Source organism: Sphingomonas lutea, assembly GCF_014396785.1.
In the GTDB taxonomy this organism is placed as follows: Bacteria; Pseudomonadota; Alphaproteobacteria; order Sphingomonadales; family Sphingomonadaceae; genus Sphingomicrobium; species Sphingomicrobium luteum.
In genome coordinates this window covers 2,030,759-2,056,563 of sequence record NZ_CP060718.1, presented here as the reverse complement: position 1 = coordinate 2,056,563, position 25,805 = coordinate 2,030,759, and the positions used below count along the sequence as shown (strand labels likewise).

The window sequence follows — 25,805 nt, the reverse complement described above, 5'->3', positions numbered from 1 at the left end:
GCGCGCCATCACCCCATGGTGGGGATGACGAAGGCATTGCCGCCGTCGGCCGAACCGTCGGGCCAGCGCTGCGTCACCTTCTTCGACTTGGTCCAGAAGCGCACGCCTTCCGGGCCATGCTGGTCGATGTCGCCGAAGCCGGAGCGCTTCCAGCCGCCGAAGGTGTGATAGGCAACCGGCACCGGGATGGGCACGTTGATTCCGACCATCCCGACATTGACCCGCGCCGCGAATTCGCGCGCTGCGTGGCCGTTGCGGGTGAAGATGGCGACGCCATTGCCGTACTGGTGCTTCGAGGGGAGCGCGACCGCTTCCTCGAAATCCCTGGCGCGGACCATTTGCAGCACGGGGCCGAAAATCTCTTCCTGGTAGCTCTGAAAGCTCGGCTTCACATGGTCGAAGAAGGTCGGCCCGACGAAGAAGCCGTTCTCATGCCCCTGCAGCTTGAAGCCGCGGCCGTCGACGACCAGCTCGCCGCCCTCATCGGCGCACATCTGGATGTAGCTCTCGATCTTTTCCTTGTGCGCCCGCGTCACGACTGGGCCGTAATGCGCATCCGGGTCGGTCGACACGCCCACGCGCAGGCTCTCGATCGCGGGGATGAGCTTGGCGCGCAGCGCGTCGGCGGTTTGCTCGCCGACTGGAACCACCACTGGCAGCGCCATGCAGCGCTCCCCGGCCGAGCCGAAGGCCGCGCCGGCGAGGTCGTTGACCACCTGGTCGAGGTCGGCGTCGGGCATGACGATGCCGTGGTTCTTGGCGCCGCCGAACGCCTGTACTCGCTTCCCGTTCGCGGTGCCGCGGCTGTAGATATATTGCGCAATGTCGGACGATCCGACGAAGCTGATCGCCTTGATGTCGTCATGGTCGAGGATCGCATCGACCATTTCCTTGTCGCCGTGGACGACGTTGAGGATTCCGTCGGGCAGCCCGGCTTCCTTCATCAGCTCGGCCAAGCGCACGGGGACAGTCGGGTCGCGCTCGCTGGGCTTCAGGATGAAGGCGTTGCCGCAAGCGATGGCGACCGCGAACATCCACATCGGAATCATCGCCGGGAAATTGAACGGGGTGATTCCGGCGACGATGCCAAGCGGCTGGCGCATCGAATAAACGTCGATGCCGGGCCCGGCGCCGACGGTATATTCGCCCTTGAGCGCGCTCGGGATGCCGCAGGCATATTCGACCACTTCGAGCCCGCGCTGGATATCGCCCTTGGCGTCGGCGACGACCTTGCCGTGCTCGCTCGACAACAGCTCGGCGAGCTCCTGCATGTTGGCTTCGACCAGCGCCTTGAAGTTGAACATGACGCGGGCGCGGCGCTGCGGGTTGGTCGCCGCCCATTCGGGCTGCGCGGCGCGCGCGGCGTCCATCGCGCGCTCAAGATCGGCGGCGGTGCCGAGGCGGACGTGGGCCTGGACCGACCCCTGGTTGGGGTCGAAGACGTCGCTTTGGCGCTCGCCCGAAGCGAAGCTGGAACCGCCGATGTAATGATCGATGCTGCGAAGCATGGAGATACGCATCCTGATTTACGGAGTGGGAAGTCGCGGCTCCACTAGACCGCAGGAACGGCAAATGCCAACACGCTCAACCCCTCCCCTCGATGGGAAGGGGCAGGGGTGGGGTGATTGTCGACGTAGAGTTCGACGTCCGGCGTCACCCCCACCCAACCCTCCCCCATCCAGGGGAGGGCTCAAGGAGTGGCCGATGCGTAAGTTTTTCATCCTCGCAAGCCTTCCAGTGGCGACCTCTGCCGCCGCCATCCCGCCCTTGCCGCCGCCCGAGGCAGTGGTCGCCGAATATTCGCGTGCCGTGGATGCGGCGCGGATGCGGGCGACGGTCGAAAAGCTGGTAAGCTTCGGCACGCGCCATACGCTCTCCTCCCAGACCGACCCCAGGCGCGGGATCGGCGCGGCGCTCCGCTGGGCGGAGGGCGAGATGCGCCGCACCGGGCTGCCGACGAGCCAAGTGTGCGATACCGTGGTCAAGCTGCCGCGCATCCCGACGCCGACGCGCGTGTGCAACGCCGTCGCGATCCAGCGCGGGACCGAGCGGCCGAACGACGTGGTGATCATCACCGGCCATATCGACAGCCGCGTTTCCGACCCGATGAACGCCACCGCCGATGCGCCGGGCGCGAACGACGACGGCAGCGGCACCGCGGCAGTGATGGAGGCGGCGCGCGTACTGGCCAAGCGCAAGTTCCCCGGCACGATCGTCTATGCCGTGCTGTCGGGCGAGGAGCAGGGGCTCAACGGCGGCAAGATCATGGCGGACTATGCCAGGGCGCAGGGCTGGAACGTCATCGCCAACCTCAACAACGACATCATCGGCAACAGCTGCGGCTCCGACGGGACATGCAACGACAAGCAGGTGCGCGTCTTCTCCGAAGGCCCGCGCTGGCAGGGGCGCGAGGACCTTGCGGCGCGGCAGCGCAGCCTGGGCGGGGAGAATGACAGCCCGTCGCGCAACCTTTCGCGCTTCCTCGATACGCTGGCCGAGCGAATGGGGCCCGACCTAAATCTCGACGTGATGCCAATCTGGCGCAACGACCGCCACGGCCGCGGCGGCGACCACACCGAATTCCTCAACGCCGGCTACTCCGCGATCCGCATGTCGGTGGCGGTCGAGGATTACGACCACCAGCATCAGGATCTGCGGGTCGAGAAGGGTGTGAAATATGGCGACACGATCGACGAGATGAATTTCCCGTATCTGGCGAAGGTGACCAAGCTGAACGTCGCGGCGCTCGCGTGGCTGGCGAGCGCCCCGCCGCCGCCGGAGCCGACGGTGGAGGGGGCGGTGAGCACGGATACGACCGTAAAATGGCGGGAGATTCCGGGCGCCGATGGCTACCCAGCTTACAAGATCTGGCGGCGCAGAACTGACGCGAGCCGTTGGGAAATCGGCGAGGACGGAGATATTCGGGTGACTGGATGCACACCCGGTCCGTGCCGTAATCCTGACCCAGGAAGTCGTGGAATCATACTTCCAGGGATTCGCGTCGACGATTGGGTGTTCGGTGTGTCCTCGGTGAGCGCAAACGGCTTCGAAAGCCCGGTCGCGAGCGCCGTGCCGGGCGGGGCGTTCAAGCCCTACACCCCGCCGCCTCCGCCACCCGCGCAATAAGAACCCTCCCCCTTGATGGGGGAGGGCAGGGTGGGGGTGCGGTTGGAGCTGCCCGCGACTTTTCCGGAAACGTCACCCCACCCCAACCCCTCCCCATCAAGGGAGGGGCTATTATGTTGCTCTGCGGAGGTGCCCATGGCCGGCGGATGGACGCGCGATGGCGCGGTGCAGGACCAGATCGACGATACGGTGAAGGATGCGGTGGCGCGGGCGCGTGCGCTGACGCCGCAGGGCAAAAGCGCCGAGGACTGCGACGATTGCGGCGAGCCCATCCCGAAGAAACGCCGCGCCGCGCTCCCCGGCGTCCGCACCTGCGTCGCTTGCCAGTCGGAGCGCGACAAGGCGATCACCCACTCGACCATCAACCGCCGCGGCAGCAAGGACAGCCAGTTGCGGTGATTGACCCCTCCCCTTGATGGGGGAGGGCAGGGTGGGGGTGATGGTGGAGACAGCCGCGACTTATTCGGAGACGTCACCCCACCCCAACCCCTCCCCATCGAGGGGAGGGGCTCAGCGGTGAAGCAACATCCGCCGCCCGGCGCCGTCACGCGCGCCCGCCGACTTCGGCGCGACATGACCGACGCTGAGCGGGCGATGTGGCGGCTGCTGCGTGAGGGGTTCCCGGAGCATCATTTCCGACGGCAGGTGCCGGTCCGTCATTACATTGCCGACTTCGTTTGCCATCGCGCGAAGCTGGTGATCGAGGTCGATGGTGGGCAACATCGCGAAGACGTGGATGGAGTGCGCACCGCCAATATCGAGGCTGAGGGTTATCGCGTCATCCGTTTCTGGAACAACGACGTGCTGGGCAATCCGGATGGCGTGTGGACATTGATAGATACGGCGTTGCGCGGGCGTCACCCCACCCCAACCCCTCCCCATCGAGGGGAGGGGCTTTAGTGCGCGGCGCGACCCAAGACACCGACCGGCCCGCCGAGCAGCGTCCGCTCGCAGGAGTGGCGCTGCGGCTCGTCACCGCATTGCTGCTCGCGGTGATGTTCGCGCTGGTGAAGCTGGCCGCAACGCGCGGCGTGAACCTGGTCGAGACGGTGTTCTACCGGCAGATCGGGTCGGCGGCGTGCGCGGCGGCTTTGGTGGCGGCGGGGCCGGGGTTTGGCTCATTGCGAACGAAGCGTGTGGGTGCGCATGTCGGGCGGATGGCGCTGGGGGTGACGGCGATGGCGCTCAACTTCCTGGCAATGATCATGCTGCCGCTGGCCGAGGCGACCGCGATCGGTTTCACCGTGCCGATCTTCTCCGTCGTGCTGGCGGCGCTGGTGCTGGGTGAGCCGACGGGCCGGTGGCGCTGGGGCGCGGTCGCAATCGGGTTCGTCGGCGTGCTGCTGATCGTCCAGCCGGGCCGAGATGCGGTCCCGTTGGACGGCGCATCGGTGGCGATCCTCGCCGCACTGCTAACGGCGTCGGTGACGATCGTCATCCGCCGTCTCGGCGCGACCGAGCGGGCATCGACCACGGTCTTCTGGTTCGCGGTGAGCTCGCTGGTGCCGCTAGCGGGGATGATGCTGTGGTTCGCGCAAGCGCATGAGGCGGCGACGTGGGGCGTGCTCGCGGGGATCGCGCTTGCCGGCGGACTCGCACAGCTGACGCTGACCGGCGCGCTGCGGCTCGCCCCGGTCGCGCTGGTCATGCCGATGGATTACACCAGCCTGCTGTGGGCGACCCTGCTCGGCGCGTGGCTGTTCAGCGAAATGCCGACGCCCAGCGTGTGGATCGGCGCGCCGGTGATCATCCTCAGCGGGCTCGTCATCGTGTGGCGGGAACATCGGCTTGCGCGGCGCGCTGCACTGGCCGCAAAGGCGGAAGTCGCCACGACCTAGGACATTCATGCCCAAAAAGCGCCCCGCCGGCCTGCCCAGCCGCAAGCAGATCCTCGATTTCATCGCCACCTCCGACCAGCCGGCAGGGAAGCGCGAAATCGCGCGTGCCTTCGGCCTGTCGGGCGCGGACAAGATCCAGCTCAAGGCGCTGCTCAAGGACATGGCCGACGAAGGGCTGATCGACCATTCGCGCGGCCGCGCCTTCCACCAGATGGGCGGCGTGCCCAAGGTAACGGTGCTGCGCGTGGTCGAGGTCGACGACAGCGGAACGGCGCGCGCGGTGCCCGAGCAATGGCATGCCGAAACGGCGCCGCCCAAGATCCGCATCGTGGAGCGCGAGCGCAAGGGCGCGCTCGGCATCGGCGACCGCGTCCTGTCGCGGACCGAGCAGAAGGGCGATAGCTATATCGCGCACCCGATGAAGAAGCTCGCCAAGTCGGCGGAGCTGGCGCTGGGGGTGGTGCGCAAGGAGGGCGAGCGCTTCTGGCTATCACCGGTCGACAAGCGCGAGCGGCGCGAATTGTTCATCAGCGATTTGAAGGATGCGGAGATCGGAGACCTCGTGCTGTGCGAGGTGTCGGGCCGTCCGCCGCGGGTGAGCGCACGGGTCGACGCGGTCCTCGGCGACCCGTTCGCGCCGCGGAGCTTCAGCCTGATCGCCATTCACAAGCACGGGTTGCGCCATGAGTTTGCGCAGGAAGCGATCGATGAGGCGCATCGGGTTGCGAAAACGCCGCTCGGCGAGCGCGAGGACCTGACGCATCTGCCGATCGTCGCGATCGATCCGGCCGATGCGCGCGATCATGACGACGCCATCTGGGCCGAGGCGGATGGCGAGGGTGGGTGGAACGCAATCGTCGCGATCGCCGACGTCAGCTTCTACGTCCGCCCCGGCAGCGAGCTCGACCGCGAGGCGCGGGCGCGGGGCAACAGCGTCTATTTTCCCGATCGGGTGGTGCCGATGCTGCCAGAGGAATTGTCGGCGGACATCTGCTCGCTGAAGGCGGGCAAGGTGCGCGCGGCGATGGCCTGCCACCTCAAGATCGCCAAGGACGGCGAGCTCAAAAGCTGGCGATTTACGCGGGCCAAGATCTGCGTGGCGGCGAACATTGCCTACGAGGATGCGCAGGCGGCGATGGATGCGGCGGGCGAACCCCAACCGTTCTCCATCGAGGGGAGGGGCTCTTCCGAGGGCATCGAACTCGCCTCCTCGCCCTGCTCCATGCCCGAGATCGAAGGGCCGGTATCGCGCGAACTGGTCGAGGAGGCGCTCAAGCCCCTCTGGGGCTGCTGGCGCGCGCTGCTCGCCGCCCGCAACAAGCGCGGGCCGCTCGAGCTCGACCTGCCCGAGCGCGTGGTGCAGCTCGATGAAAAGGGCCGCATCACCTCGGTCGCGCCGCGCGACCGGCTCGATGCGCACCGACTGGTCGAGGATTATATGATCGCCGCCAATGTCGCTGCGGCGCGCGCGCTCGAAGCGAAGAAGACGCCGGTCATGTACCGCGTCCACGAACCGCCGAGCCGCGAGAAGCTCGTCGCGCTCAAGGACTATCTCAAGACCTTCGGAATCGAGTTCGCGCTCGGCCAAGTCGTGAAGCCGAGCACCTTTACCCGTGTCATCGAGCGCGTCGGCGACGGCGACGGGCGTGAGGAGATCATGGAGCAGCTGCTGCGTACGCAGATGCAGGCGCGCTACGGGCCGGAGCGGCTCGGCCACTTCGGACTCGCGCTCGCGACCTACGCGCATTTCACTTCGCCCATCCGCCGGTACGCCGACCTGCTCGTCCACCGCGGGCTGGTGAAGGCCTACGGCCTTGGCGAGGGCGGTCTTCCGCAGGGCGACGAGGAACGCTTTGAACAGATCGGCGAGCAGATCTCGATGCTCGAGCGGCGCGCGATGGAGGCCGAGCGCGATACGATTGACCGCTATGTCGCGGCCTATCTCGCCGACCGCGTCGGCCAACTGGTAGATTGCAGGATCACCGGCGTGCAGCCGTTCGGTTTCTTTGCGACGGTGCTCGACCTTGGCGGCGACGGGCTGGTGCTCGCCAAGGACCTGGGCAACGAATATTTCCGCTTCGACGAAGGCGCCAAGGTGCTGGTCGGCGACGAGACCGGCGAGACCTATCGCATCGGCCAGAAGCTGCAGCTGCGGCTGGCGGAGGCCAATCCGGTTTCCGGCTCGCTGCGCTTCGAATTGCCCGAAGGCAGCTATGGCGGACCGCAACCCGCACGCCGCGACCGCGTTCGCACAACGAGCCGTCGCGGACGGCCGCCCAACATCCGCCACCAAAGTCGCAAGGGACGCTGAACGCCATGGCCACGTACAAGATCGCGATCCTCGTCGGCAGTCTTCGCAAGGACAGCATCAACCGCAAGATCGCCCGATCGATTTGCGCCATCCGCGGCGACCATCTGGAATGCGGGATGGTCGAGATCGGCGACCTGCCGCTGTACAACCAGGACTTCGACAAGTCGCCCGACGAGCCGGCGACCTACGGCGCATTCCGCGAGAAGATCGCCGCGGCCGACGGAGTCCTCTTCTGCACGCCCGAATATAATCGCGGCGTACCCGGCGTCCTCAAGAACGCGGTCGATGTCGGCTCGCGCCCCTATGGCAGCAGCGTGTGGAACGGGAAGCCGGCGGCGATCGTCAGCGCCTCGCCGGGAAGCATCGGCGGCTTTGGCGCCAATCACCAGCTGCGCCAGGCGTGCACCTTCCTCAACATGCCGGTGATGCAGCAGCCCGAAGCCTATTTGGGCCACGTCAACGACGACAGCTTCGATGCCGATGGCAGGCTCAAGGACGGGCCGCTCAAGGACCTCGTCGAAAAACTAGCGCATGCATTCCACGACTGGGTCGATATGGTGCACCGGGCGCGCGCCGCGCTCGCGTCGAGCTGAGGGGACAGTCAAATGAACATGCTTTCGCGTTGGCAGCCGCAACTTCACGCAATCCTGCGCATCGTCAGCGGCCTCCTTTTCATGGAACATGGGACTCAGAAATTGCTGTCTTTCCCGCCCGGTGACATGGCGGGGATGGGCACGGGGCTGAACAGCCTGCCCGCTTATGCCGGGGTGATCGAACTGATCTGCGGCTTCCTCATCGCTATCGGCCTGTTCACGCGGCCCGCGGCGTTCCTCGCCTCGGGCACGATGGCGGCGGCTTACTGGATCGCGCACGCGCCGCAGAACCCGTTCCCGGTCAACAACATGGGCGACGCGGCGATCCTCTATTGCTTCGTCTTCCTCTATTTCGCGGCAGCCGGGGCGGGGCCGTGGAGCGTCGACGGGTCGCGCCCGGCGCTGATCAGGTGACCTTGGCCCGCGCGTGAAAGCGCGGATCGTCCCACGCGCGGCTGTCCAGGATTTCGCCGAGAATTTCCGCGGCCCGCAGCACGTCGCCTTCGTCATTGTAGAGCGGCGCAAAGCCGAAGCGCATCAGGTCGGGCGCGCGGAAGTCGCCGATCACCTTGCGCGCGATCAGCGCCTGCATGACCGCATAGCCGTGCGGGTGTGCGAAGCAGACGTGGCTGCCGCGCGCCGCCGGATCCCCCGGGGAGGCGAGGGAGACGGCATCGCCGCAGCGCGCTTCGACGGCGTCGATGAATGCCTGCGACAGCCCGCGCGAACGCGCCGCGACGTCGGCCATCGCGATTCCGTCGAAGGTCGCAAGGCCGCAATCGAGCGCGGCGATCGCCAGGATCGACGGCGTGCCGGTGAGAAAGCGCGCGATTCCCGGTGCTGGCTGATAGCCATCCTCGAAGGCGAATGGCTGCGCATGGCCCATCCAGCCCTGCAGCGGCGGGTGCATGGTCTCCAACAGCCGTTCGGCGACGAAGATGAAGGCCGGCGCCCCCGGGCCGCCGTTGAGATATTTGTAGCCGCAGCCGACCGCGAGATCGCACTCCGTACCGGCGAGATCGACCTCAATCGCGCCCGCGCTGTGCGACAGGTCCCAGCAGGTCAGCGCTCCGGCATCACGCGACGCGCGGTTGATCGCCGCCATTTCGTGGACTGCGGCGCTGCGATAGTCGACATGCGTCAGTGACACGACTGCGACATCGTCATCGATGCTGTCGCGCACGGCATCGGCGTCCACCGCTCGCAAGGTCAGGCCGAGCATGTCGCACAGCCCCTGGGCGACATAGAGATCGGTGGGGAAATTGCGCCGCTGGGTGAGGATCGTCTTCCGTCCCGACCGGGCGCGCGCAGCCGCGGCGAGCAGTTTGAACAGGGACACCGAGGTCGAATCAGCGATCAGCAGTTCGGCAGGTTTGGCGTTCACGATCGGCGCGAGCCGCGCCGCGATGCTCATCGGCAGGTCGATCCAGCCATGCTTGTTCCAGCTGGCTATGAGGTCGCTGCGCCATTCCTCGCGCATCAGCGCGCGCAGCCGCTCGGGTGTCGCCCGCGGCAGCGCGCCGAGGCTGTTGCCGTCGAGATAAATGACGTCGTTGGGGATGCTGAAGCGCTCGCGCGCGAGGGCTTCGATACGGCTCACAGCTTGGGCAGCGTAACGCCCTTCTGCCCCATATATTTGCCGGCGCGGTCGGCGTAGCTGACCTCGCACGGCTCATTGCCCTTGAGGAACAGGAACTGGCACGCGCCTTCGTTGGCGTAGACCTTGGCGGGCAACGGTGTCGTGTTGGAAAATTCGAGCGTCACATGGCCCTCCCAGCCGGGCTCGAGCGGAGTGACATTCACGATGATCCCGCACCGCGCATAAGTCGATTTGCCGAGGCAGATGACGAGGACGTCGCGGGGCACGCGGAAATATTCGACCGTTCGGGCGAGCGCGAAGCTGTTGGGCGGGATGATGCACACGTCAGTCTTGCGGTCGACGAAGCTGTTGGCGGCGAAATCCTTGGGGTCGACGATCGCATTGTCGACGTTGGTGAAGATCTTGAATTCGTCGGCGACGCGCGCGTCATAGCCGTAGGATGACAGGCCGTAGCTGATGCAGCCGTCGCGCCGCTGCGCTTCGACGAACGGCTCGATCATGGCGTGCTGCTGCGCCTGCTCGCGAATCCAGCGGTCGGAAAGGATCGACATGCGACGGGCCTAACGGCCGCTCATCGGCCCATCAATGGGCGATCCTTTTAGCTGTGGATAGGCCGCCCGTCGGCGATGGCCATTTCGCAGACCACGGCGCACGGAACCCACAATCTATCCACAGTTGTGCTATGTTTGTTCTCGTTGAGCATCGGGCTCGGACGCCTAGGAGCAGATCATGGCTGAAATCCTCCGTATCGCCGAGTCTGCGTCCGAACCGGGCACCCAGGCCCTCCCGCAAAATATCGAAGCCGAAGCCGCGCTGCTGGGCGCGCTGATGATCGACAACCGGCTCGTCGAGGATGTCCAGCTCAAGCTCCAGCCGCATCATTTCTTCGAGCCGCTGCACGGCCGCATCTACGAATCGATCCTGCGGCTGACCGACAAGAACATGATCGCCAATCCGGTGACGCTGAAGCCGCTGTTCGATGCCGACGAGGCGATGAAGGAGGTTGGCGGGCCGTCCTATCTGGCTCAGTTGACAGGATCGGGCGCAGCCGTGATCGGCGCCCGCGATTTTGCCGCACAGATCTATGATCTGGCGTTGCTTCGCGCCCTTGTTGGCGTCGGCCGCGACCTGGTCGAAAGCGCGCTGGATACGAGCGAGGAGGTCGCCCCGCTCGCCCAGATCGAGCAAGCCGAGACCGAGCTGTACAAGGTCGCCGAGGAAGGCGGCGCGGAAGGGCGCGCAAAATCGTTCGGAGAGGCAGCGCTCGCCTCGATCCGCAATGCCGAGGCGGCGCTCAACCGCGGCGGCGGGCTGACCGGCATCACAACCGGCTTTCAAGGCCTCAACGGGCGCATAGGCGGCCTCCAGCGATCCGACCTGATCATCGTCGCGGGCCGTCCGGGCATGGGCAAGTCGGCACTGGCGACCAACATGGCCTTCGCGGCGGCCGAGCGGTTCATGCAGGACCAGTCCGATGGCATCGACGCCAAGGCCTCGGCCGGCGCGCCGGTTGCGATCTTCAGTCTGGAAATGTCGGCCGAGCAGCTCGTCACGCGCGTCCTCTCCGAACAGGCCCAGGTCACCGCCGAGCAGATCCGCACCGGCAATATCGCCAAGCAGGAATTCGCCTCGTTCGCGCGAACCGCCGACCGACTGCATTCGCTGCCGCTATACATCGACGACACGCCCGGCCTGACCATTGCGGCGCTACGCACGCGCGCGCGGCGCTTGAAGCGGCAGAAGGGCATCGGCATGGTCGTGGTCGACTATCTCCAGCTGCTCCAGGGCACCGGCCGCGGCGGCGCGAGCGAGAATCGCGTGCAGGAAATTTCAGAGATCAGCCGGGGTTTGAAGCAGTTGGCCAAGGAGCTCGACGTTCCGGTGATTGGCCTGTCGCAGCTCAGCCGTGCGGTCGAGCAGCGCGAGGACAAGCGCCCGCAACTCGCGGATCTGCGCGAATCGGGCTCCATCGAGCAGGACGCCGACATCGTCATGTTCATCTATCGCGAGGAATATTACGTCGCCTCGCGCAAGCCGGCCGAGGATCATCCCGATTTCATGGCGTGGCAGGAGCAGATGGAGCGCGCTTACGGCCGCGCCGAGCTGATCGTTGCCAAGAACCGTCACGGCGCGACCGGCAAGGAGCCGCTGCGCTTCCAGGGCCGCTACACCAAGTTCAGCGATCCCGCCGACGAGGATCGCCTGCCGGAAATGCGCAGCTAGCGCGAATGCCTTGGGGGGAGGGGACGAGGGCGTCGGGGCTTCGGCTCCGGCGCCCTTGGCTTGTTAGTCTTCCTGCTTGTTGGGGTCGCGCAGGCCCTCGCCGATCGCGGCGCGGGGTGCCTCGGCCTCGCTGCTCGTCACCGGATAAGCGCAATAATCGGCAGCATAGAAGGCGCTCGGACGGTGATTGCCCGACAAGCCGATTCCGCCGAACGGCGCGTTTGAGGGCGCCCCGTTGGTCGGCTTGTTCCAGTTGATGACGCCGGCGCGGACATTGGCCCAGAAATTGTCATATTGTTCGGGCGTGCCGCCGATCAGGCTTGCGGCAAGGCCAAAGCGCGTGCGGTTCGCTTCGTCGATCGCGGCGTCGAAATCCTTGACCCGGACGACCTGCAGCACAGGGCCGAAAATTTCCTCATCCGGGCGGTCCTTCGCCTCGGTCACGTCGATCAGCGCGGGCGTCAGGAACGGCTTGTCCTCGACCAGGCGGTCGAGGCGGCGAAGCGGCTTGCCGCCCTTCATCATCAGGTCGAGCCATTGTTCCTGCACCTGGTCGGCGGCGGCGAGGTCGATCACCGGGCCCATGAACGGCTGCGGATCGGCGAAGGGTTCGCCGACGATGATCCGGTCGATCAGCGCCTGGACGGCGTCGAGCAGTTCCTGGTGCTTGCCGTCCTCGACGACCAACCGGCGCGCGGCGGTGCAACGCTGGCCCGCGGTGAGAAAGGCCGACTGAACCGCAATCGCGGCGGCGGCAGCTATGTCCTTGGCGTTCCACACCACCAGCGGATTGTTGCCGCCAAGTTCGAGCGCGAGGATCTTGTGCGGGCTTTCCGCGAATTGCTTGTGGAGCGACATGCCGGCGCGCGCGGAGCCGGTGAACAGCAGCCCATCGATCCCCGGCTGGGCGGCCAGCGCGCGACCCTGGTCGCGCCCACCGATCAGCAGCCGAACCGCACCTTCCGGGACGCCGGCTTCGTGGAAGCAGCGGACCAGGAATTCGCCGGTCGCAGGGGTCTTTTCGGACGGCTTGAACACCACGGCATTGCCGGCGATCAGCGCCGGGACGATGTGGCCGTTGGGCAAATGCGCAGGGAAATTATAGGGCCCGAGCACGGCCAGCACTCCATGCGGCTTGTGGCGCACCGCGACCTTGTTGCCGAGCGCGGCTTCGAGCCGGCGTTGCCCCGTCCGCTCGGCATAAGCATCGATCGAAATCTGGACCTTGTTGACCACCGCGCCGACCTCGGTCCGCGCTTCCCACAGCGGCTTGCCGGTCTCCCGGGAGATCAGTTCGGCGAATTCGCCTTCCTTGGCGCGAACGACATTGGCGAAGCGACGCAAGGTTTCGATACGGAAGGCGACGGCGTGCGCCGCCCAGGCGGGCCAGGCCGCGCGCGCGGCGGCAACCTCGGCCGCGGAGTCGCCCGGGGTGCCGGACCAGACGTCCTCGCCGGTTGCCGGATTGGTCGAGATGAGCGGCGCCACGTCGACGCGCTTCACGTCCGCCGCACTTTCGTCAAGCTGCCGGTGCATCCTGCGCCATCGCCTCCCCCATGTTGCGGATGGCCTTAACCTTGTCCTCGAATGGCTGCCAGTCGTCGCTAGTTGCAATGGCCGACCAGATCGCCTCGACCTCTTCAATAATCATCGAGCATGGGCCGGGGCCGGACCAATAAGGATGTGATGGGGGCCGGGCGCGGCCGTCGAGCAGTGCGGCCAGTTCGCGGAACGGCGGCGACGGATAGGCTTGCACTCCCGGATCGCGCCCGCCGCGCCAGTCGAAGAAGATGCGGTCGATCGTCGCCTCGCGCGATGCGAGCGCCTTCAGCAGGGCAGACGCCACGCGGGCATCGTCGGCCACGCCAAGCCGACGGCAAAGCGCGGACGTCAGTGCCCGGTCGAAGCGCTCGCTCCAAGCACCTAGCATGTCGGACAGCGCCGGCGCTTCGGCGATGAGCGACAGGCAGCCGGCAAGCTGGGCGAGGTCCCAGTGGATCGCCTCGGGCTGGCGGGCGAAGGAATACAAGCCGTAGTGGTCGAAATAAGCGGCAGTGAAGTCGGGATCCCAGTCGGGCGTAAAGCGCCACGGGCCGTAGTCGAAGCTTTCGCCGGTGACGTTGATATTGTCGCTGTTGAGCACGCCGTGGACGAAGCCGGCGGCGAGATAAGACGCCGCAAGCTCGGCGGTGCGCGCGCTCGCAAGATCGAACAAGCGGAGAGGATCGTCGCCCGGCTCGCCGAACAAATGCTCAAGGCAATAGCGGACGAGCGTCTTGATGTTCTCGGCCTGGCCGAAAAAGGCGAGGCGCTGGAAGGTGCCGATGCGGATGTGTCCGTGGCCGAGGCGCGTCAGCACGGCGGAGCGCGTGGGCGAAGGCTCGTCGCCGCGCTCCAATTGCTCGCCCGTTTCGAACAGTGCGAAGGTCTTGGACGTGTTGACGCCCAGCGCTTCGAGCATCTCGGTCGCAAACACTTCGCGCACGCCGCCCTTGAGCGTCAGGCGGCCGTCGGCATGGCGGCTGTACGGCGTCTGGCCCGAGCCCTTGGTGCCGAGGTCGAGCAGCCGTCCCCGGTCGTCGCGCAGCTGCGCGAACGTGAAGCCGCGCCCGTCGCCGATATCGGGATTGTACACGCGGAACTGATGCCCGTGGTAGCGCAGCGCAAGCGGCTCGGGCAGGTTGTCGGGCAGCGGGTCGAACCGGCAGAAGTGCCGCGCCCAATCACTTTCGGACAGATTGAGCCCGACCCGCGCGCTCCAGCGCCGATTGACGAAGCGCGGCGTGCAGGTGGGGAAGTCGGCCGGACGGACCGGGTCGGAAAATTCGGGCCCAAGATCGAGCAAGCGAGGATCGGGCTGATAGGCGGTCACGCGGTCAGGCGATCAGCGCGCGAAGTTTTTGCAGCGCCGCCGAGTCCGGCTCGTTCCCCGAAATCGTGCCGGTGAGATTTCCATCGCGGTCGAACAACATCACGCTCGACGTATGGCTGATCATGTCGCCGTGGCCGGTCGATTGCGGGTTGGGCTCGGCATAGACGCCATACTGGCGCTTGACCTGCGCGATCTCGGCTGCCGAGCCGGTGAGCCCGATGATCGGCGTTCCGAACAATTTGGCATATTGTCCGACCTCGGCCGGCCCGTCATTGGCGGGGTCGATGGTCACGAAGACGATGTTGAACGCGTCGTCGCCGCCCACTTGCCTCCGCAGCTTGGCCATTCGTCCCAGCGTCACTGGGCACACGTCGCCGCAGCGCGTGAAGCCGAAAAAGATGGCGTAGGGCTTGCTTGCCAGCGCGCTGCTGGAGAATTTCTTGCCGTCGCCGCCGGTCAGGGTGAACGGCCCGCCGAGCGTGGATTGCGGTTCCGTTGGCGTCTGCTGTCGCATCGAATAGGTCACTGCAAAGGCCACAGCAGCAAGCGCGACCAGCACCCACAGGATCGTCCGCACATGCCTGAGCGGCGATTGCGGCGACGGGTTGGGTTCGTCCATGTTCAAATCACCATGCGAATATTGGCGCCGCCCTCCGGCGCTTCGAGCGCGGCGATCGACCCGCCGTGCGCCAGGGCGACCTGACGCGCAAAGCTGAGGCCGACGCCGCTGCCGCCTTTATGCGTGGTGTAGAAAGGGAGGAAGATGTCTTCGCGCCGGCCGGGCGGAATGCCGGGGCCGTTGTCGCTGACCTCGATGCGGTAATTGCCGGTCGGCTCGCGCGCCATGCGCAGGGTCACGACCGGCCCGGCGACATCGCCCGTGGCGCGGATGGCGTTGCGCAGAAGATTGAGCACTGCCTGCGCAAGCAATTCGGGATCGGCGTTCAGCGCCAGCGATTTGGGCTCGACCTTGAGCCGGGCCTCGACCGGGCGATCGCCGGCATTGGCCGTCGCCAGCCGCAACAGCTCCTCGCCCCACGACTGCGCCTTGAACAAGCGGCGATTGACGTCGGGCGACTGCGAAAATTCGCGATAGCTTTCGACGAACTTGAGGATGCCTTCGGCCCGCCGCGCAACGGTTTCGGTCGCAACCTTGGCATCGGCCAGGCTGCCGCCCGACTTTTCGGCCGCCGCGACCATCTCCGCGCCGGTCCGCGCGAGCGACGTCACCGGGGTCAGCGAGTTCATGATCTCGTGCGTGAGGACGCGGACCAGATCGGCCTGCGCCGCGACCTCCAGCGCGCCGAGCTCGCTTTGCACCGGCAGGATCGACAGGATCGTCACCGGCTCGTCGAGGCGAGCGACCTGCGCCGAGGCGAGGATCGCCTTCTGCGGCACGCCATCGAGCATCAGCCGGGTGATCTTGCGCGTGCCGACTGGGAGCCGGGCCGCAGCCGCAAGCTCAGGCCCCAGGGTTTCGAGATCGGCGGCGCGGTGGATCGGCTGGCGCGCGAACAGCTCGCGTGCCGCCTTGTTGAGCATCTCGACGCGGCCGTCGGGATCGATCGTCAGCAGCGCGCTGGGCGAATCGTCGACGATCGCGGCGAGGTAGCGTGCCTCCGCCGCCGCCTCGACATTGCGCGCCTGAAGCGCCTTGATCGCGCGGTCGAGCGTGTCGCCGAGAACATCGAAGCCGCCGCCGCTAGGGTCGGAGAAGCGCTGCGAGAAATCCTCGAAGCGGACCGATTCCACAAAGCGCGAGACGATGAAGTTGGTGCGGCGGATGTAGCTCCACAGGCTCGCCACGGCGATCGCGGCGATGATCAGCGCAACAATCCGGCCGGCGCGCAAGTCGGGGGCGGACATGGACAGGCTGAGCAACCACAGCGCCGCCATCAGCGCCAGCGTGCGCCACCCCAACCCGAATTCGAACCGGTGCCTAAAGGCCATGCTTTTCCATGCGGCGGTAAAGCGCGCCGCGGCTCAGCCCCAATTCGGTCGCGGCGAGCGAGATGTTGAAGTGATGCATGCGCAACGCGCGCTCGATCATCTGCTTTTCGAGCTGGTCGAGGTTCAGGCTTTCGGTGGCGATCGGCACCGCCGAGGCGCCGGGCCGGCTGGGCAGCGGGAAGTCTTCGATCCGGTAATTGACGCCGTCGGCCATGATTACCGCGCGCTCCGCCGCGTGCCGCAAGGCGCGGACGTTGCCCGGCCAGTCATGCTTGGCCAGGATGTCGCGCACTGTGGGCGGCATCTGCCGTTCGGGCCGGTCATATTTGCGCGCGTAGATGCCGAAATAATGGTCGAGGAGCAACGGGATGTCCTCGCGCCGCTCGCGCAGCGGGGGCAGGTGGATTTCGATCGTGTTCAAGCGGAACAGAAGGTCCTGGCGGAAGCGAGTCTCGTCGGCGAGCGTGTCGCCTGACGCATTGGTTGCAGCGACGATGCGGACATCGATCGCGACCGGGCGGTTGGCGCCGACGGGAACGACCTGCCGCTGTTCGAGCGCGGTGAGCAATTTGGGCTGCAGGTGAAGCGGCAGGTTGCCGATCTCGTCGAGGAACAAGGTGCTCTTGTCCGCCGCCTTGAGGCGCCCGATTCGTTCGCCCGCGGCGCCGGTGAAGGCGCCCTTCACATGGCCGAACAGTTCGGATTCGAACAGGCTTTCGCTGGTCGCGCCGAGGTCGATCGAGACCATGGGATGCGCGCTTCGCCGCGACAGGCGATGGATCTCGCGCGCGACGATCTCCTTGCCCGTGCCGTTCTCGCCAAGGATGAGGACGTTAGCGTCGGTCGGCGCGGCGCGCTCGATCAGCGTGCGGACGCGCTGCATCGCGTCCGTCTTTCCAAGAAGCGGCGTCTCCCCGCTCGGTGCGAGTTCCGACGCGCGTCCGCGCTCGACGCGGGCATCGACCCGGCTGCGGCGCAGGCTGGCGGCGCTGCGAACCGTCGCCGCGAGCCGCTCGTTGCTCCACGGCTTGGCGACGAAGTCGCTGGCGCCGCGTTTCAGCGCGTCGACCGCGATCGACACCGCACCATGCGCCGTAATGATGACCACCGCGGAATCAGGGTCCTTGGCCATGATCCGGTTGAGATAATCGAGCCCCTCTCGCCCGTCGGTCGCGCCGCGCTCGAAATTGAGATCAAGCAGGATCGCATCGGGCGATTCCTGGTCGAGAAGCTTCAGCAGTTCCGCCGGTGACTGCAGCGAGACGATCCGCGCGAACTGGTCACGCAGGGCGAGACGGGCCGCAAGCGCAATGTCGGGATCGTCGTCGACGACGACGGCGAGATTGAATTTCGAATCCATCGTTACATTTGTAGCGCCAATGTCCGGAAATGGACAAGTGCGAATAGGTCTCTGAGGGAAATAAATTGGCACGCGCTTTGCAGCGTTAGGGCCATGATTGGTCGATCCCCTCTCTGTACGCACCCGCCGAGCATCGCGGCCCGAGCCAGAAACCTGTCCAAAAGCGGACACGCGCTGACCGGGGGCGAACAATGAGCCTGGTCGAATTGCGCAGTACCAGCGGCGGCGGGTCGGATGCGGTCAGCGGCGGCAACATGGATCGCGTCGTCGTTCGCAAGAAGATCGACAAGCGGATCCTGATCGCCGGCGGTGGCGCGGCCGCCATGCTGCTGATCATCTTCTTCTGGATGTTCGCGCCGAGCGCGGATTCGCAAACCGTGGCCAAGGAGCGCCTGACCATTTCGGCGGTCGAGCAGGGCGTGTTCGAGGACTTCCTGCCGTTGCGCGCCCGCGTCGCGCCGCTGCTGACCGTCTATCTCGACGCGGTCGAAGGCGGGCGGGTCGAGCAGATGATGGTCGAGGATGGCGCCCAGGTGACCAAGGGGCAGCTGCTTGCGGTTCTGTCCAATGCCGACCTTCAATTGTCGACGCTTGCGCGCCAGACCGAGGTCGAGCAACAGCTCAACAACATGCGCTCGCAGGAGCTGGCACTGGCCCAGACACGCAGCGCCAACCAGCGCGACCTCAACCAGGCGCAGACCGAGCTTGCCAAGGCTCGGCGCCAGCATGACCTGTACGAGCCGCTCGCGAAGCGCGGGTTCGTTTCGTCCAAGGTGTACCGCGACTCGCGTGATGACCTGGCGTTCCAGAACAAGCGACTCGAAATCCTCCGCCGCAGCGTCGCGCAGGACGAGGCGCTGCAGGCGAGCCAGCTTCAACAATTGCGCGCATCGGCACAGTCGCTGAGGAGCGGGCTCGACATCGCCCGCGGCAGCCTCGGCCAGCTGAACCTGCGCGCGCCCGTGTCGGGGCAGCTCAGCGGCTTTTCCATCCAGCTCGGCCAATCGGTCCAGCAGGGCGAGCGCGTCGGGCAGATCGACAGCGCCGGGCGCAGCAAGCTGGAGGCCGATGTCGACGAATATTATCTCGGCCGGGTCAACGTCGGCCAGACGGCGACCGCGGACATCGACGGCAAGACGTATCGGCTCCGCATCAACAAGGTCTATCCGCAGGTGCGCAACGGCCAGTTCAAGGTCGACCTCGTGTTCCTCGAGGCGGAGCCAAGCTCGATCCAGCGCGGGCAGACCGTGCAGCTCAAGGTCACGCTGGGGGACAGCGCGCGCGCGGTGCTGATCCCGGCCGGGGCCTTCTTCAACGACACCGGCGGCAATTGGGTGTTCGTGGTCGACAAGGGCGGCAACAGCGCGACCAAGCGGGCGGTGCAACTGGGGCGCCGGAACGCCGACTATATCGAAGTGGTGAGCGGCCTGAAGCCGGGCGAGCGCGTCATCACATCCTCCTACAGCGGGCTGATCGACAAGGATCGCCTGTCCTTCGACAGCGAGTGAGAAAGGGATCGTAACTCATGCTGACCATGACCGGACTGACCAAGAGCTATCGCACCGACACGGTCGAAACGACCGCCCTCGATTCGATTGACCTCGACATCGCGGACGGCGAGTTCGTCGCGATCATGGGCCCGTCGGGCTGCGGCAAGTCGACCTTGCTCAACGTCATGGGCATGCTCGATAGCCCGACCGAAGGATCCTACGTGTTCAACGGGCAGGAAGTGGCGGGGCTCAACGAATCGCAGCTGTCGGAGACGCGCAAGAGCAACATCGGCTTCATCTTCCAGAGCTTCAACCTGGTCGACGAACTCAGCGTTCGCGAGAATGTCGAACTGGCGCTGCTCTATCACAATCACAGCGCATCGGACCGCAAGGCGCGGGTCGATCGCGTGCTCGACAAGGTCGGCATCGCGCACCGCGCCAAGCACCGGCCGACGCAATTGTCGGGCGGCCAGCAGCAGCGCGTGGCGGTCGCCCGCGCGCTGGTCGGCGATCCCAAGCTGATCCTGGCCGACGAGCCGACGGGAAACCTCGACACCGCGCACGGCGAGGAAGTGATGCGCATGCTTCGCCAGCTCAACCAGGAAGGATCGACCATCGTCATGGTCACGCACTCGCCGGCGCACGCCGACTTCGCGAGCCGCGTCGTCAACATGCTCGACGGCCGCATCCTCCAGGAACGCCGCCGCGCTGCCTGACACGACTTCGACTTGAAGGGGCTTTGATAATGACGATGTGGCGCAATTATTGGACGGTCGCGATCCGCGCGCTGGCGAAGAGCAAGACCTATTCGGTGATCAACATCGCCGGCCTTGCGATCGGCATGGCGGCCTGCATCCTCATCCTGCTCTACCTGCGGTACGAACGGAGCTACGAAAACTGGCTGCCGGACGTTGCGAATACGTATCAGTTCCAGACCCACTTCAAGAGCGACGAGGGCGAGGAATTCGACATGCAGATGGCGTCCTATACGACCAAGGAACGCATCGAAAAGGACTTCCCGCAAGTCGAGAACGCGGCTTACATCCTAGGGACCGAGCCCGTTTTCCTGAAGGACGGGCAGGCGTCGGCAACCGAAGACTGGAAGTATGCCGACGAGGATTTCCTCAAGGTCGTCAACTTGCCGCTTGTCGCGGGAACGACGTTGACTGCGCCGCAGACTGCGGTGCTGACCCGCACCGAAGCAATGCGGCGGTTCGGTACGGAAGATGTTGTTGGCCGGACCTTCACGATCATTTCTGTTGGCAAGAAGGTCGACTTCAAGGTCAGCGGCATCATCGAGGACCTGCCTAAGAATTCGCACATGCGGATCAATGCGATCCTGCGTCGCGACTTTCCGACTTTCTTTGCCGACAATCCGCAGTTCCTGACCTGCTGGGGCTGCCAGTCGGGCTGGGTCTATGCGAAGCTCAAGCCGGGTACCGATGCCGAGCAGCTGAATGCGCAGCTCCCTGCATGGGAAAAGCGCAATATCCCTGATGAGGATATCGGCACGGGCAAGCCGTACAATCCGGGCGACGATCAGGATTGGCGGTTCACGAATGTCAGCGACGTGCATCTCGGCGCCGCGCAGGATGGCGAGATGGCGCCGGGCAATGACCGGCGGACGATCACGACCTTCACCATCATCGCCATCCTCATTCTCGGCATGGCGGTGGTCAATTTCACCAACCTCGCCACGGCCCGCGCGAGCCAGCGCGCGCGCGAAGTCGCATTGCGCAAGGTCTTGGGCGCCAACCGCCGCCAGCTGATTGTCCAGTTCGTCAGCGAATCGGTGCTGATCGCGGCGGCATCGATGCTGATCGCGCTGGCGTTGGTCGAATTGCTGGTGCGTCCGTTCGCCGCCTTCCTCGATGCCGATCTCCAGCTGTCATACCTGGGGTCGAACGGCATCCTGCTGCCGGCGATCGGGCTGACCTTGCTGGTGGGCGTCCTTAGCGGCCTTTACCCCGCCTTCTTCTTGTCGCGCTTCCAGCCCGCGCAGGTGCTCAAGGCCAATCGCTCGGCGGCGGAAACGCCGGGCTCCGGACGGCTCCGCACTGCGCTCGTCGTGCTGCAATTCGCAGTCTCCATCGGCCTCATCATCTGTACCGCAGTGGTGTACGGCCAGACGGTCTACGCGCGGTCGGTCGACCCCGGGTATAACCGCGACAACATCCTCCAAGTCGATGAAATGGCCCGCGCCCAGCTGATTCCGATGGGCGAGACGATCGTCGAGCGGATGAAGCGTGTTCCGGGCGTGAAGGCGGTCGGCCGGACGGACATCGGCGTCGCCACCGACAATAACAATAACACCTTCATCATTCCGCCCGGGACCAACAACAATGTCTCGATCGGCCAGTATAATGTGGACGAAGGGTTTTTCGACGCCATGGGCCTGCGCCTCAAGGCGGGGCGCTGGTTCGACCCCAATCGCCCGATGGACGATATGACGCTGACCTTCCCGCCCAAGATCGAGGAAGAGAAGGCGTTGGCGGCCCGAGGCATCAACGTGGTCATGAATGAGTTCGCTGTCAAAAAGCTGGGCTTCAAATCGCCCCAGGATGCGGTCGGCAAGACCGTGCGCAGCGAGTTGTTTCAGGAAGGCACGGGGATGGTGAACATCAATATCATTGGTGTGGTCGCCGACAGCCGCTTCCGCTCCGTGCGCACGCCGATCGACCCGATCATGTTCCGCAACGCCAACCTTGGCCAGAGCCACATGATCATTCGCTACGACGGCGAGCCGGCGCAAGTTCGCGCTGCGGTCGAGGCCGAATGGAAGAAGATCACCAATGAGGTGCCGTTCAACGCGGACTTCAGCGAAGATGTGATGGCCGAGCTTTACGAAGCCGAGGATGCGCGTGCGCAGATTTTCGCCGGCTTCTCGTTGCTGGCGGTGATCATTGGCTGCCTTGGCCTGTTTGGCCTAGCCGCCTTCACTGCCGAGCGCCGGACCAAGGAAATCGGCATCCGTAAGGTGCTGGGCGCGCGCACCCGCGACATCGTCCAGCTGCTGGTGTGGCAGTTCAGCCGCCCGGTGATCGTCGCCAACCTGATCGCCTGGCCGGTGGCGTGGTGGATGATGCGCGATTGGCTGAACGGGTTCGACCAGCGCATCACGCTTGGCCCGGGACCGTTCCTGATCGCCGCGTTGGTCGCCTTGGCGATCGCGGTCGGGACGGTGATGGGCCACGCGATCCGGGTCGCCCGCGCCAATCCGATCCACGCGCTGCGTTACGAATAAAGGGGGAGGGGCTGCCCGTGCCGTTCTCGCTTTCCGGACGGCACGGGCAATTCCTCCGACGTCCGGTGGACTGACCCTTCTCACGCTCGCCCCCGGCCCGTATTCCGCCGCGGATGTTTCGCGTTGAAGCCGAGGACCTGGGCGCGGGCGTGCGCTTCATCGTCACCAGTGATGATGCCGCGCGATCCTATGTGCTCGCGGGGCGCGAGGCGCAGGATTATGGCGGCCTGTTCCGCGACCTCCACCGCGACTTCGGCACACGGCTGCCGCACCTCGACGCAGCACCGGACGATTTCGACGAAACGCCGGACAGTTGGCAGCCGCTTCTGACCGAGAATGTCTCGCCGTCCATCCTGGTCGGCTATGGCGACCCTGCGGTGCTGCGCGTTGACGATGGCTACGTCCTGCTCGCCACTTCCAACGATGCGCCGGATGCCTTTCCCATCCTCCATTCGCACGACCTCATCCACTGGCATCATCACGGCTTCGTCTTTCCCGAAAGCCGCACACCGGACTGGGCGGCGCGCGGGCGGCAGGTCGCGGATTTCTGGGCGCCGGAAATGGCGCGCGCGGGCGACGAATATTGGGTCGCGTTTACCGCGCGGCAGAAGAGCAATGCGCTGGCAATCGGCCTTGCCCGCGCGCCCAGCCCGTTCGGGCCGTTCACCGACAACGGCGCGCCGCTGCTGCGCGGGCAGGAAGTCAACACCACCGGCATCCCGAATGGCGCGCTCAGCGGCGGCGTCATCGACAGCCACATCTTCACCGACGCCGATGGCGCGCATTATCTGTTCTGGAAGGACGACAGCAACGGCATTTGGCCGCGCCCGCTCGCCGCCGTCCTGCGCGACCGCCCCGGCCTGATTGACCGGCTGTTCGCACACGACGACGATCGCCGGTCCGCCGCCTTTGCCGCGAGCGTGGTCGACTGGGCCAATCGCCAGCGCCCGATGGAGCGCTTTTTCCTTATGCACAATTTCATCGAGACGGTGCTGGCCAACTGGGCCCGCGCCCGGTCGGTGCTGGACGGCACCGAAGGCGCGCAGGCGATCGTCGCGGCGATGACCACCCCGGTGTGGGCGCAACGCCTGGCGGACGACGGCCGCGCGCTGATCGGCACGCCGCGCCGCGTGCTCGAAAACGACCAGGACTGGGAAGGCCATTTGATCGAAGGTCCATTCTGCACGCTTCAGGACGGGCGCTACTGGCTGTTCTACGCGGGCAACGACTTTTCGTCGCCCGCCTACGGGATCGGGGTCGCGGTCGCCGATCATCCGCTCGGTCCCTATAGCAAGCAGGGTGCGCCCTTGCTCAAGTCGACGCGGTCATGGACCGCGCCCGGCCATGCCTCGGTCGCGCTCGGCCTGGACGGCGAGCCGCGCCTGTTCTTCCACGCCTTCCACCCCGGCACGGGCGGCTACAACAGCTTCCGCGCCTTGCTCACCGCACGGCTCAGCTTCGACGGTGGGCGGGTCGCTTTGATCTAGGCTGGCACGGCGTTTGCCGTGTTGGCGGGGCAAGCCGGCACCTTTGCCGGAACGCCCTTGGGAGACTGGGCGGCCGGTTTGCAGCACGCTGTCCGGTTCTGAACAAATCCCCGTTCGGAACCGGACAGGAACCGGGAGACAGTCATGATGATCCGCACCTTGATCGCTGCCGCCGCGCTGCCGCTGACGGCGCTGTCCGCTTCGGCTTTCGCCCAGGAGCGGTCGATTGAATGGAGCATCGAGCGTGCGGCGAGGATTCCCGCCGGTGACCGCGTCCAGCTGACCATTGAGCGGCGCAGCGGGCGTGACCACAGCGTCTGGTCGAACAACTACCCGGTCACCGATTTGCAGGGCCTGAGTATGGCGCAGGTGACGGGGCCGCGCCGGCCGGTCCGCTTCGCTTTGGTGCGCGACGCAGGCCGCCTCGATTGCGGGGGCGAGCTTGGCGGACAGAGCGGTCGCGGCACGTGCAGCTTCACGCCCGATGCGGGCTTCGCCGCCTATCTCCAGGTGCGCGGCATCGGTCGGCCGAACGAGCGCGAGGCCTTCACGCTCGCCATGAGCCGGGTCAATCGGGACCTTGTCGATGCGATGCAGTCGATCGGCTATACCCGCCCGACGGTCAGCCAGCTGACGTCGATGGCGGTGCACGGCGTCGCCGCCGATTATGTACGCGGGCTGGCGTCGTCGGGCTACCGCCTCAAGTCGGCCGACGACCTCGTCAAGTTCAAGATTCACGGCGTCACGCTCGACTACATTCGCGAGCTTGCCGCGATCAGTCCCGAATTCCGTCAGATCCCGGCCGACGACCTCGTCAGCCTGCGCATCCACGGCGTTCGTCCCGATTATGTGCGCGAAATGGCGGCGATGGGGCCGGAATTCCGCAATGTCACCCCAGCCGATCTGGTCGCCTACCGAATCCACGGCGCCAAGCCGGAGATGGTCCGCGCCTACGCCAGGATCGGCGACGGCAAGCTGCGCCGCGACGACGTGACGTCGATGGCGATCCACGGGGTCAACGCGCAATTCATCGATGGCCTCGCCGCGTTGGGCTATCGCGGCATCAGCGCCGCCGACCTGGTGCGGATGCGCATCCACGGCGTCACGCCCGAATATATCCGCTCGCTGCAGCAGGAAGGCATGGTCCGCCTCAGCGCCGACCAGATCGTGCGCCTCCGGATCGCCGGCTATCGCCCGCGGGGACGCTGATGAGCGCCCGCAATCGAGCGCAGCTTGCTGCTGAGCGCGTCGGCATCCTTGCCGCTGCGGCAAGCGATGAAGACGGTGTCGTCGCCACAGATATTGCCGACGACTTCCGGCAATTGCGATTGGTCGAGCGCGACTCCGATGAGGTGCGCAGACCCCGGCGGCGTGCGCACCACAACAAGGTTCGCAGCGGGCTCTACTGAGCGGGCCCAGTAACGCAGAACGGCGGCAAGGCCCGCCGCCGGCGCATCGGACTGGCCGGCGAAAACATAAGCGTAGCGGCCATCGCGGCGAACTTTCATTGCGCCGATCTGCTCGAGATCGCGCGAAATCGTCGCCTGCGTCACTGCAAATCCGAGGTCGGCGAGGCGCTCGGCCAGTTCGTCCTGGCTCGAAACGGCGTCGGCGCGGATCAGGTCGGCGATGGCGCGCTGGCGCCGGTCCTTGAGTTCAGCCATCTGCATAAATATGCACTGTATTGCATAAACATGCAATCGGCCGCATA

22 protein-coding genes are annotated in these 25,805 nt (G+C 65.9%); 13 read left to right on the top strand and 9 right to left on the bottom strand.

Translation table 11 applies throughout. The features are described from left to right. Positions 1-8 precede the first annotated feature (8 nt). A complete protein-coding gene (locus H9L13_RS10645) occupies positions 9-1,508 on the bottom strand; it encodes a CoA-acylating methylmalonate-semialdehyde dehydrogenase (protein ID WP_187537670.1) in 1,500 nt (499 codons plus the stop codon). Between the two features lie 196 nt (positions 1,509-1,704). Between H9L13_RS10645 and H9L13_RS10640 the strand changes: the two genes are divergently transcribed. The 7 genes from H9L13_RS10640 (at position 1,705) to H9L13_RS10610 (ending at position 8,282) form a co-directional block, all read left to right on the top strand. Further along, positions 1,705-3,126, top strand: a complete 1,422-nt coding sequence (locus H9L13_RS10640) for a M20/M25/M40 family metallo-hydrolase (RefSeq protein ID WP_187537669.1) — start codon at positions 1,705-1,707, stop codon at positions 3,124-3,126. Between the two features lie 135 nt (positions 3,127-3,261). Continuing rightward, the gene (locus tag H9L13_RS10635; RefSeq protein ID WP_187537668.1) at positions 3,262-3,525 is read left to right on the top strand and encodes a DksA/TraR family C4-type zinc finger protein; all 264 of its coding nucleotides are present in this window, start codon (positions 3,262-3,264) and stop codon (positions 3,523-3,525) included. Between the two features lie 117 nt (positions 3,526-3,642). Next, a complete protein-coding gene (locus H9L13_RS10630) occupies positions 3,643-4,026 on the top strand; it encodes an endonuclease domain-containing protein (RefSeq protein ID WP_235090933.1) in 384 nt (127 codons plus the stop codon). Then, the gene (locus tag H9L13_RS10625) at positions 4,026-4,964 is read left to right on the top strand and encodes a DMT family transporter (protein ID WP_235090932.1); all 939 of its coding nucleotides are present in this window, start codon (positions 4,026-4,028) and stop codon (positions 4,962-4,964) included. The genes H9L13_RS10630 and H9L13_RS10625 overlap by 1 nt, the downstream gene beginning before the upstream one ends. Before the next feature lie 7 nt (positions 4,965-4,971). Continuing rightward, complete coding sequence (locus H9L13_RS10620) at positions 4,972-7,275, top strand: ribonuclease R family protein (protein WP_187537667.1); 2,304 nt, start codon at positions 4,972-4,974, stop codon at positions 7,273-7,275. 5 nt (positions 7,276-7,280) lie between these two features. Then, the gene (locus H9L13_RS10615) at positions 7,281-7,868 is read left to right on the top strand and encodes an NADPH-dependent FMN reductase (protein ID WP_187537666.1); all 588 of its coding nucleotides are present in this window, start codon (positions 7,281-7,283) and stop codon (positions 7,866-7,868) included. A gap of 12 nt (positions 7,869-7,880) precedes the next feature. Next, a complete protein-coding gene (locus tag H9L13_RS10610; RefSeq protein WP_187537665.1) occupies positions 7,881-8,282 on the top strand; it encodes a DoxX family protein in 402 nt (133 codons plus the stop codon). Here H9L13_RS10610 and kynU read toward each other — a convergent pair. Both kynU and dcd read right to left on the bottom strand, forming a co-directional pair. Next, a complete protein-coding gene (gene kynU, locus H9L13_RS10605; protein WP_235090931.1) occupies positions 8,275-9,468 on the bottom strand; it encodes a kynureninase in 1,194 nt (397 codons plus the stop codon). The two genes, H9L13_RS10610 and kynU, sit on opposite strands and share 8 nt — an antisense overlap. Then, the gene (gene dcd / locus H9L13_RS10600; RefSeq protein WP_187537664.1) at positions 9,465-10,019 is read right to left on the bottom strand and encodes a dCTP deaminase; all 555 of its coding nucleotides are present in this window, start codon (positions 10,017-10,019) and stop codon (positions 9,465-9,467) included. The genes kynU and dcd overlap by 4 nt, the downstream gene beginning before the upstream one ends. 178 nt (positions 10,020-10,197) lie before the next feature. Here dcd and H9L13_RS10595 point away from each other — a divergent pair, with 178 nt between their 5' ends. Further along, positions 10,198-11,691, top strand: a complete 1,494-nt coding sequence (locus H9L13_RS10595; RefSeq protein WP_187537663.1) for a replicative DNA helicase — start codon at positions 10,198-10,200, stop codon at positions 11,689-11,691. Between the two features lie 63 nt (positions 11,692-11,754). Here H9L13_RS10595 and astD read toward each other — a convergent pair whose 3' ends face one another. Genes astD through H9L13_RS10570 form a run of 5 tightly spaced genes read right to left on the bottom strand, consistent with a single transcriptional unit; the run spans position 11,755 to position 17,873 of the window. After that, a complete protein-coding gene (gene astD / locus H9L13_RS10590; protein ID WP_187537662.1) occupies positions 11,755-13,227 on the bottom strand; it encodes a succinylglutamate-semialdehyde dehydrogenase in 1,473 nt (490 codons plus the stop codon). Next, positions 13,211-14,563: a protein adenylyltransferase SelO family protein gene (locus H9L13_RS10585; protein WP_187537661.1), complete on the bottom strand. Its 1,353-nt coding sequence runs from the start codon at positions 14,561-14,563 to the stop codon at positions 13,211-13,213. Before H9L13_RS10585 ends, astD begins: the two co-directional genes overlap by 17 nt. Before the next feature lie 4 nt (positions 14,564-14,567). Beyond that, positions 14,568-15,182 (bottom strand): SCO family protein, encoded by a 615-nt coding sequence (locus tag H9L13_RS10580; RefSeq protein WP_187537660.1) that lies wholly within the window; start codon positions 15,180-15,182, stop codon positions 14,568-14,570. 2 nt (positions 15,183-15,184) lie between these two features. After that, a complete protein-coding gene (locus tag H9L13_RS10575; RefSeq protein WP_187537659.1) occupies positions 15,185-16,513 on the bottom strand; it encodes a sensor histidine kinase in 1,329 nt (442 codons plus the stop codon). Next, positions 16,503-17,873 carry a sigma-54-dependent transcriptional regulator gene (locus H9L13_RS10570; protein WP_187537658.1) on the bottom strand — a complete coding sequence of 457 codons (1,371 nt, stop codon included), beginning with the start codon at positions 17,871-17,873 and terminating at the stop codon, positions 16,503-16,505. Before H9L13_RS10570 ends, H9L13_RS10575 begins: the two co-directional genes overlap by 11 nt. A 191-nt stretch (positions 17,874-18,064) precedes the next feature. Between H9L13_RS10570 and H9L13_RS10565 the strand changes: the two genes are divergently transcribed. From H9L13_RS10565 to H9L13_RS10545, 5 genes are all read left to right on the top strand, one after another. Then, a complete protein-coding gene (locus H9L13_RS10565; RefSeq protein WP_235090930.1) occupies positions 18,065-19,381 on the top strand; it encodes an efflux RND transporter periplasmic adaptor subunit in 1,317 nt (438 codons plus the stop codon). Positions 19,382-19,398: 17 nt separating this feature from the next. Beyond that, entirely contained in the window at positions 19,399-20,079 is a 681-nt protein-coding gene (locus H9L13_RS10560) for an ABC transporter ATP-binding protein (protein WP_187537657.1), read from the top strand. 29 nt (positions 20,080-20,108) lie between these two features. After that, on the top strand, positions 20,109-22,607 hold the full coding sequence (locus H9L13_RS10555) for an ABC transporter permease (RefSeq protein WP_235090929.1): 2,499 nt from the start codon (positions 20,109-20,111) through the stop codon (positions 22,605-22,607). Between the two features lie 113 nt (positions 22,608-22,720). Continuing rightward, positions 22,721-24,094 carry a glycoside hydrolase family 43 protein gene (locus H9L13_RS10550; protein WP_187537656.1) on the top strand — a complete coding sequence of 458 codons (1,374 nt, stop codon included), beginning with the start codon at positions 22,721-22,723 and terminating at the stop codon, positions 24,092-24,094. Between the two features lie 144 nt (positions 24,095-24,238). After that, positions 24,239-25,303 carry a hypothetical protein gene (locus H9L13_RS10545; RefSeq protein ID WP_187537655.1) on the top strand — a complete coding sequence of 355 codons (1,065 nt, stop codon included), beginning with the start codon at positions 24,239-24,241 and terminating at the stop codon, positions 25,301-25,303. Here H9L13_RS10545 and argR read toward each other — a convergent pair. Then, positions 25,282-25,764, bottom strand: coding sequence for an arginine repressor (gene argR / locus H9L13_RS10540; RefSeq protein ID WP_187537654.1), 483 nt, complete (start codon positions 25,762-25,764; stop codon positions 25,282-25,284). The two genes, H9L13_RS10545 and argR, sit on opposite strands and share 22 nt — an antisense overlap. Between the last annotated feature and the right edge of the window lie 41 nt (positions 25,765-25,805).

Bases quoted from the DNA above. Each gene is read 5' to 3' on its own strand.
- H9L13_RS10550 (WP_187537656.1), top strand. From the start codon at position 22,721: ATGTTTCGCGTTGAAGCCGAGGACCTGGGCGCGGGCGTGCGCTTCATC.
- H9L13_RS10595 (WP_187537663.1), top strand. From the start codon at position 10,198: ATGGCTGAAATCCTCCGTATCGCCGAGTCTGCGTCCGAACCGGGCACC.
- dcd (WP_187537664.1), bottom strand. From the start codon at position 10,019: ATGTCGATCCTTTCCGACCGCTGGATTCGCGAGCAGGCGCAGCAGCAC.
- argR (WP_187537654.1), bottom strand. From the start codon at position 25,764: ATGCAGATGGCTGAACTCAAGGACCGGCGCCAGCGCGCCATCGCCGAC.
- H9L13_RS10555 (WP_235090929.1), top strand. From the start codon at position 20,109: ATGACGATGTGGCGCAATTATTGGACGGTCGCGATCCGCGCGCTGGCG.
- H9L13_RS10575 (WP_187537659.1), bottom strand. From the start codon at position 16,513: ATGGCCTTTAGGCACCGGTTCGAATTCGGGTTGGGGTGGCGCACGCTG.
- astD (WP_187537662.1), bottom strand. From the start codon at position 13,227: ATGCACCGGCAGCTTGACGAAAGTGCGGCGGACGTGAAGCGCGTCGAC.
- H9L13_RS10640 (WP_187537669.1), top strand. From the start codon at position 1,705: ATGCGTAAGTTTTTCATCCTCGCAAGCCTTCCAGTGGCGACCTCTGCC.
- H9L13_RS10545 (WP_187537655.1), top strand. From the start codon at position 24,239: ATGATGATCCGCACCTTGATCGCTGCCGCCGCGCTGCCGCTGACGGCG.
- H9L13_RS10580 (WP_187537660.1), bottom strand. From the start codon at position 15,182: ATGGACGAACCCAACCCGTCGCCGCAATCGCCGCTCAGGCATGTGCGG.
- H9L13_RS10615 (WP_187537666.1), top strand. From the start codon at position 7,281: ATGGCCACGTACAAGATCGCGATCCTCGTCGGCAGTCTTCGCAAGGAC.
- H9L13_RS10565 (WP_235090930.1), top strand. From the start codon at position 18,065: ATGAGCCTGGTCGAATTGCGCAGTACCAGCGGCGGCGGGTCGGATGCG.
- H9L13_RS10635 (WP_187537668.1), top strand. From the start codon at position 3,262: ATGGCCGGCGGATGGACGCGCGATGGCGCGGTGCAGGACCAGATCGAC.
- H9L13_RS10645 (WP_187537670.1), bottom strand. From the start codon at position 1,508: ATGCTTCGCAGCATCGATCATTACATCGGCGGTTCCAGCTTCGCTTCG.
- H9L13_RS10570 (WP_187537658.1), bottom strand. From the start codon at position 17,873: ATGGATTCGAAATTCAATCTCGCCGTCGTCGTCGACGACGATCCCGAC.
- H9L13_RS10560 (WP_187537657.1), top strand. From the start codon at position 19,399: ATGCTGACCATGACCGGACTGACCAAGAGCTATCGCACCGACACGGTC.
- H9L13_RS10620 (WP_187537667.1), top strand. From the start codon at position 4,972: ATGCCCAAAAAGCGCCCCGCCGGCCTGCCCAGCCGCAAGCAGATCCTC.
- H9L13_RS10610 (WP_187537665.1), top strand. From the start codon at position 7,881: ATGAACATGCTTTCGCGTTGGCAGCCGCAACTTCACGCAATCCTGCGC.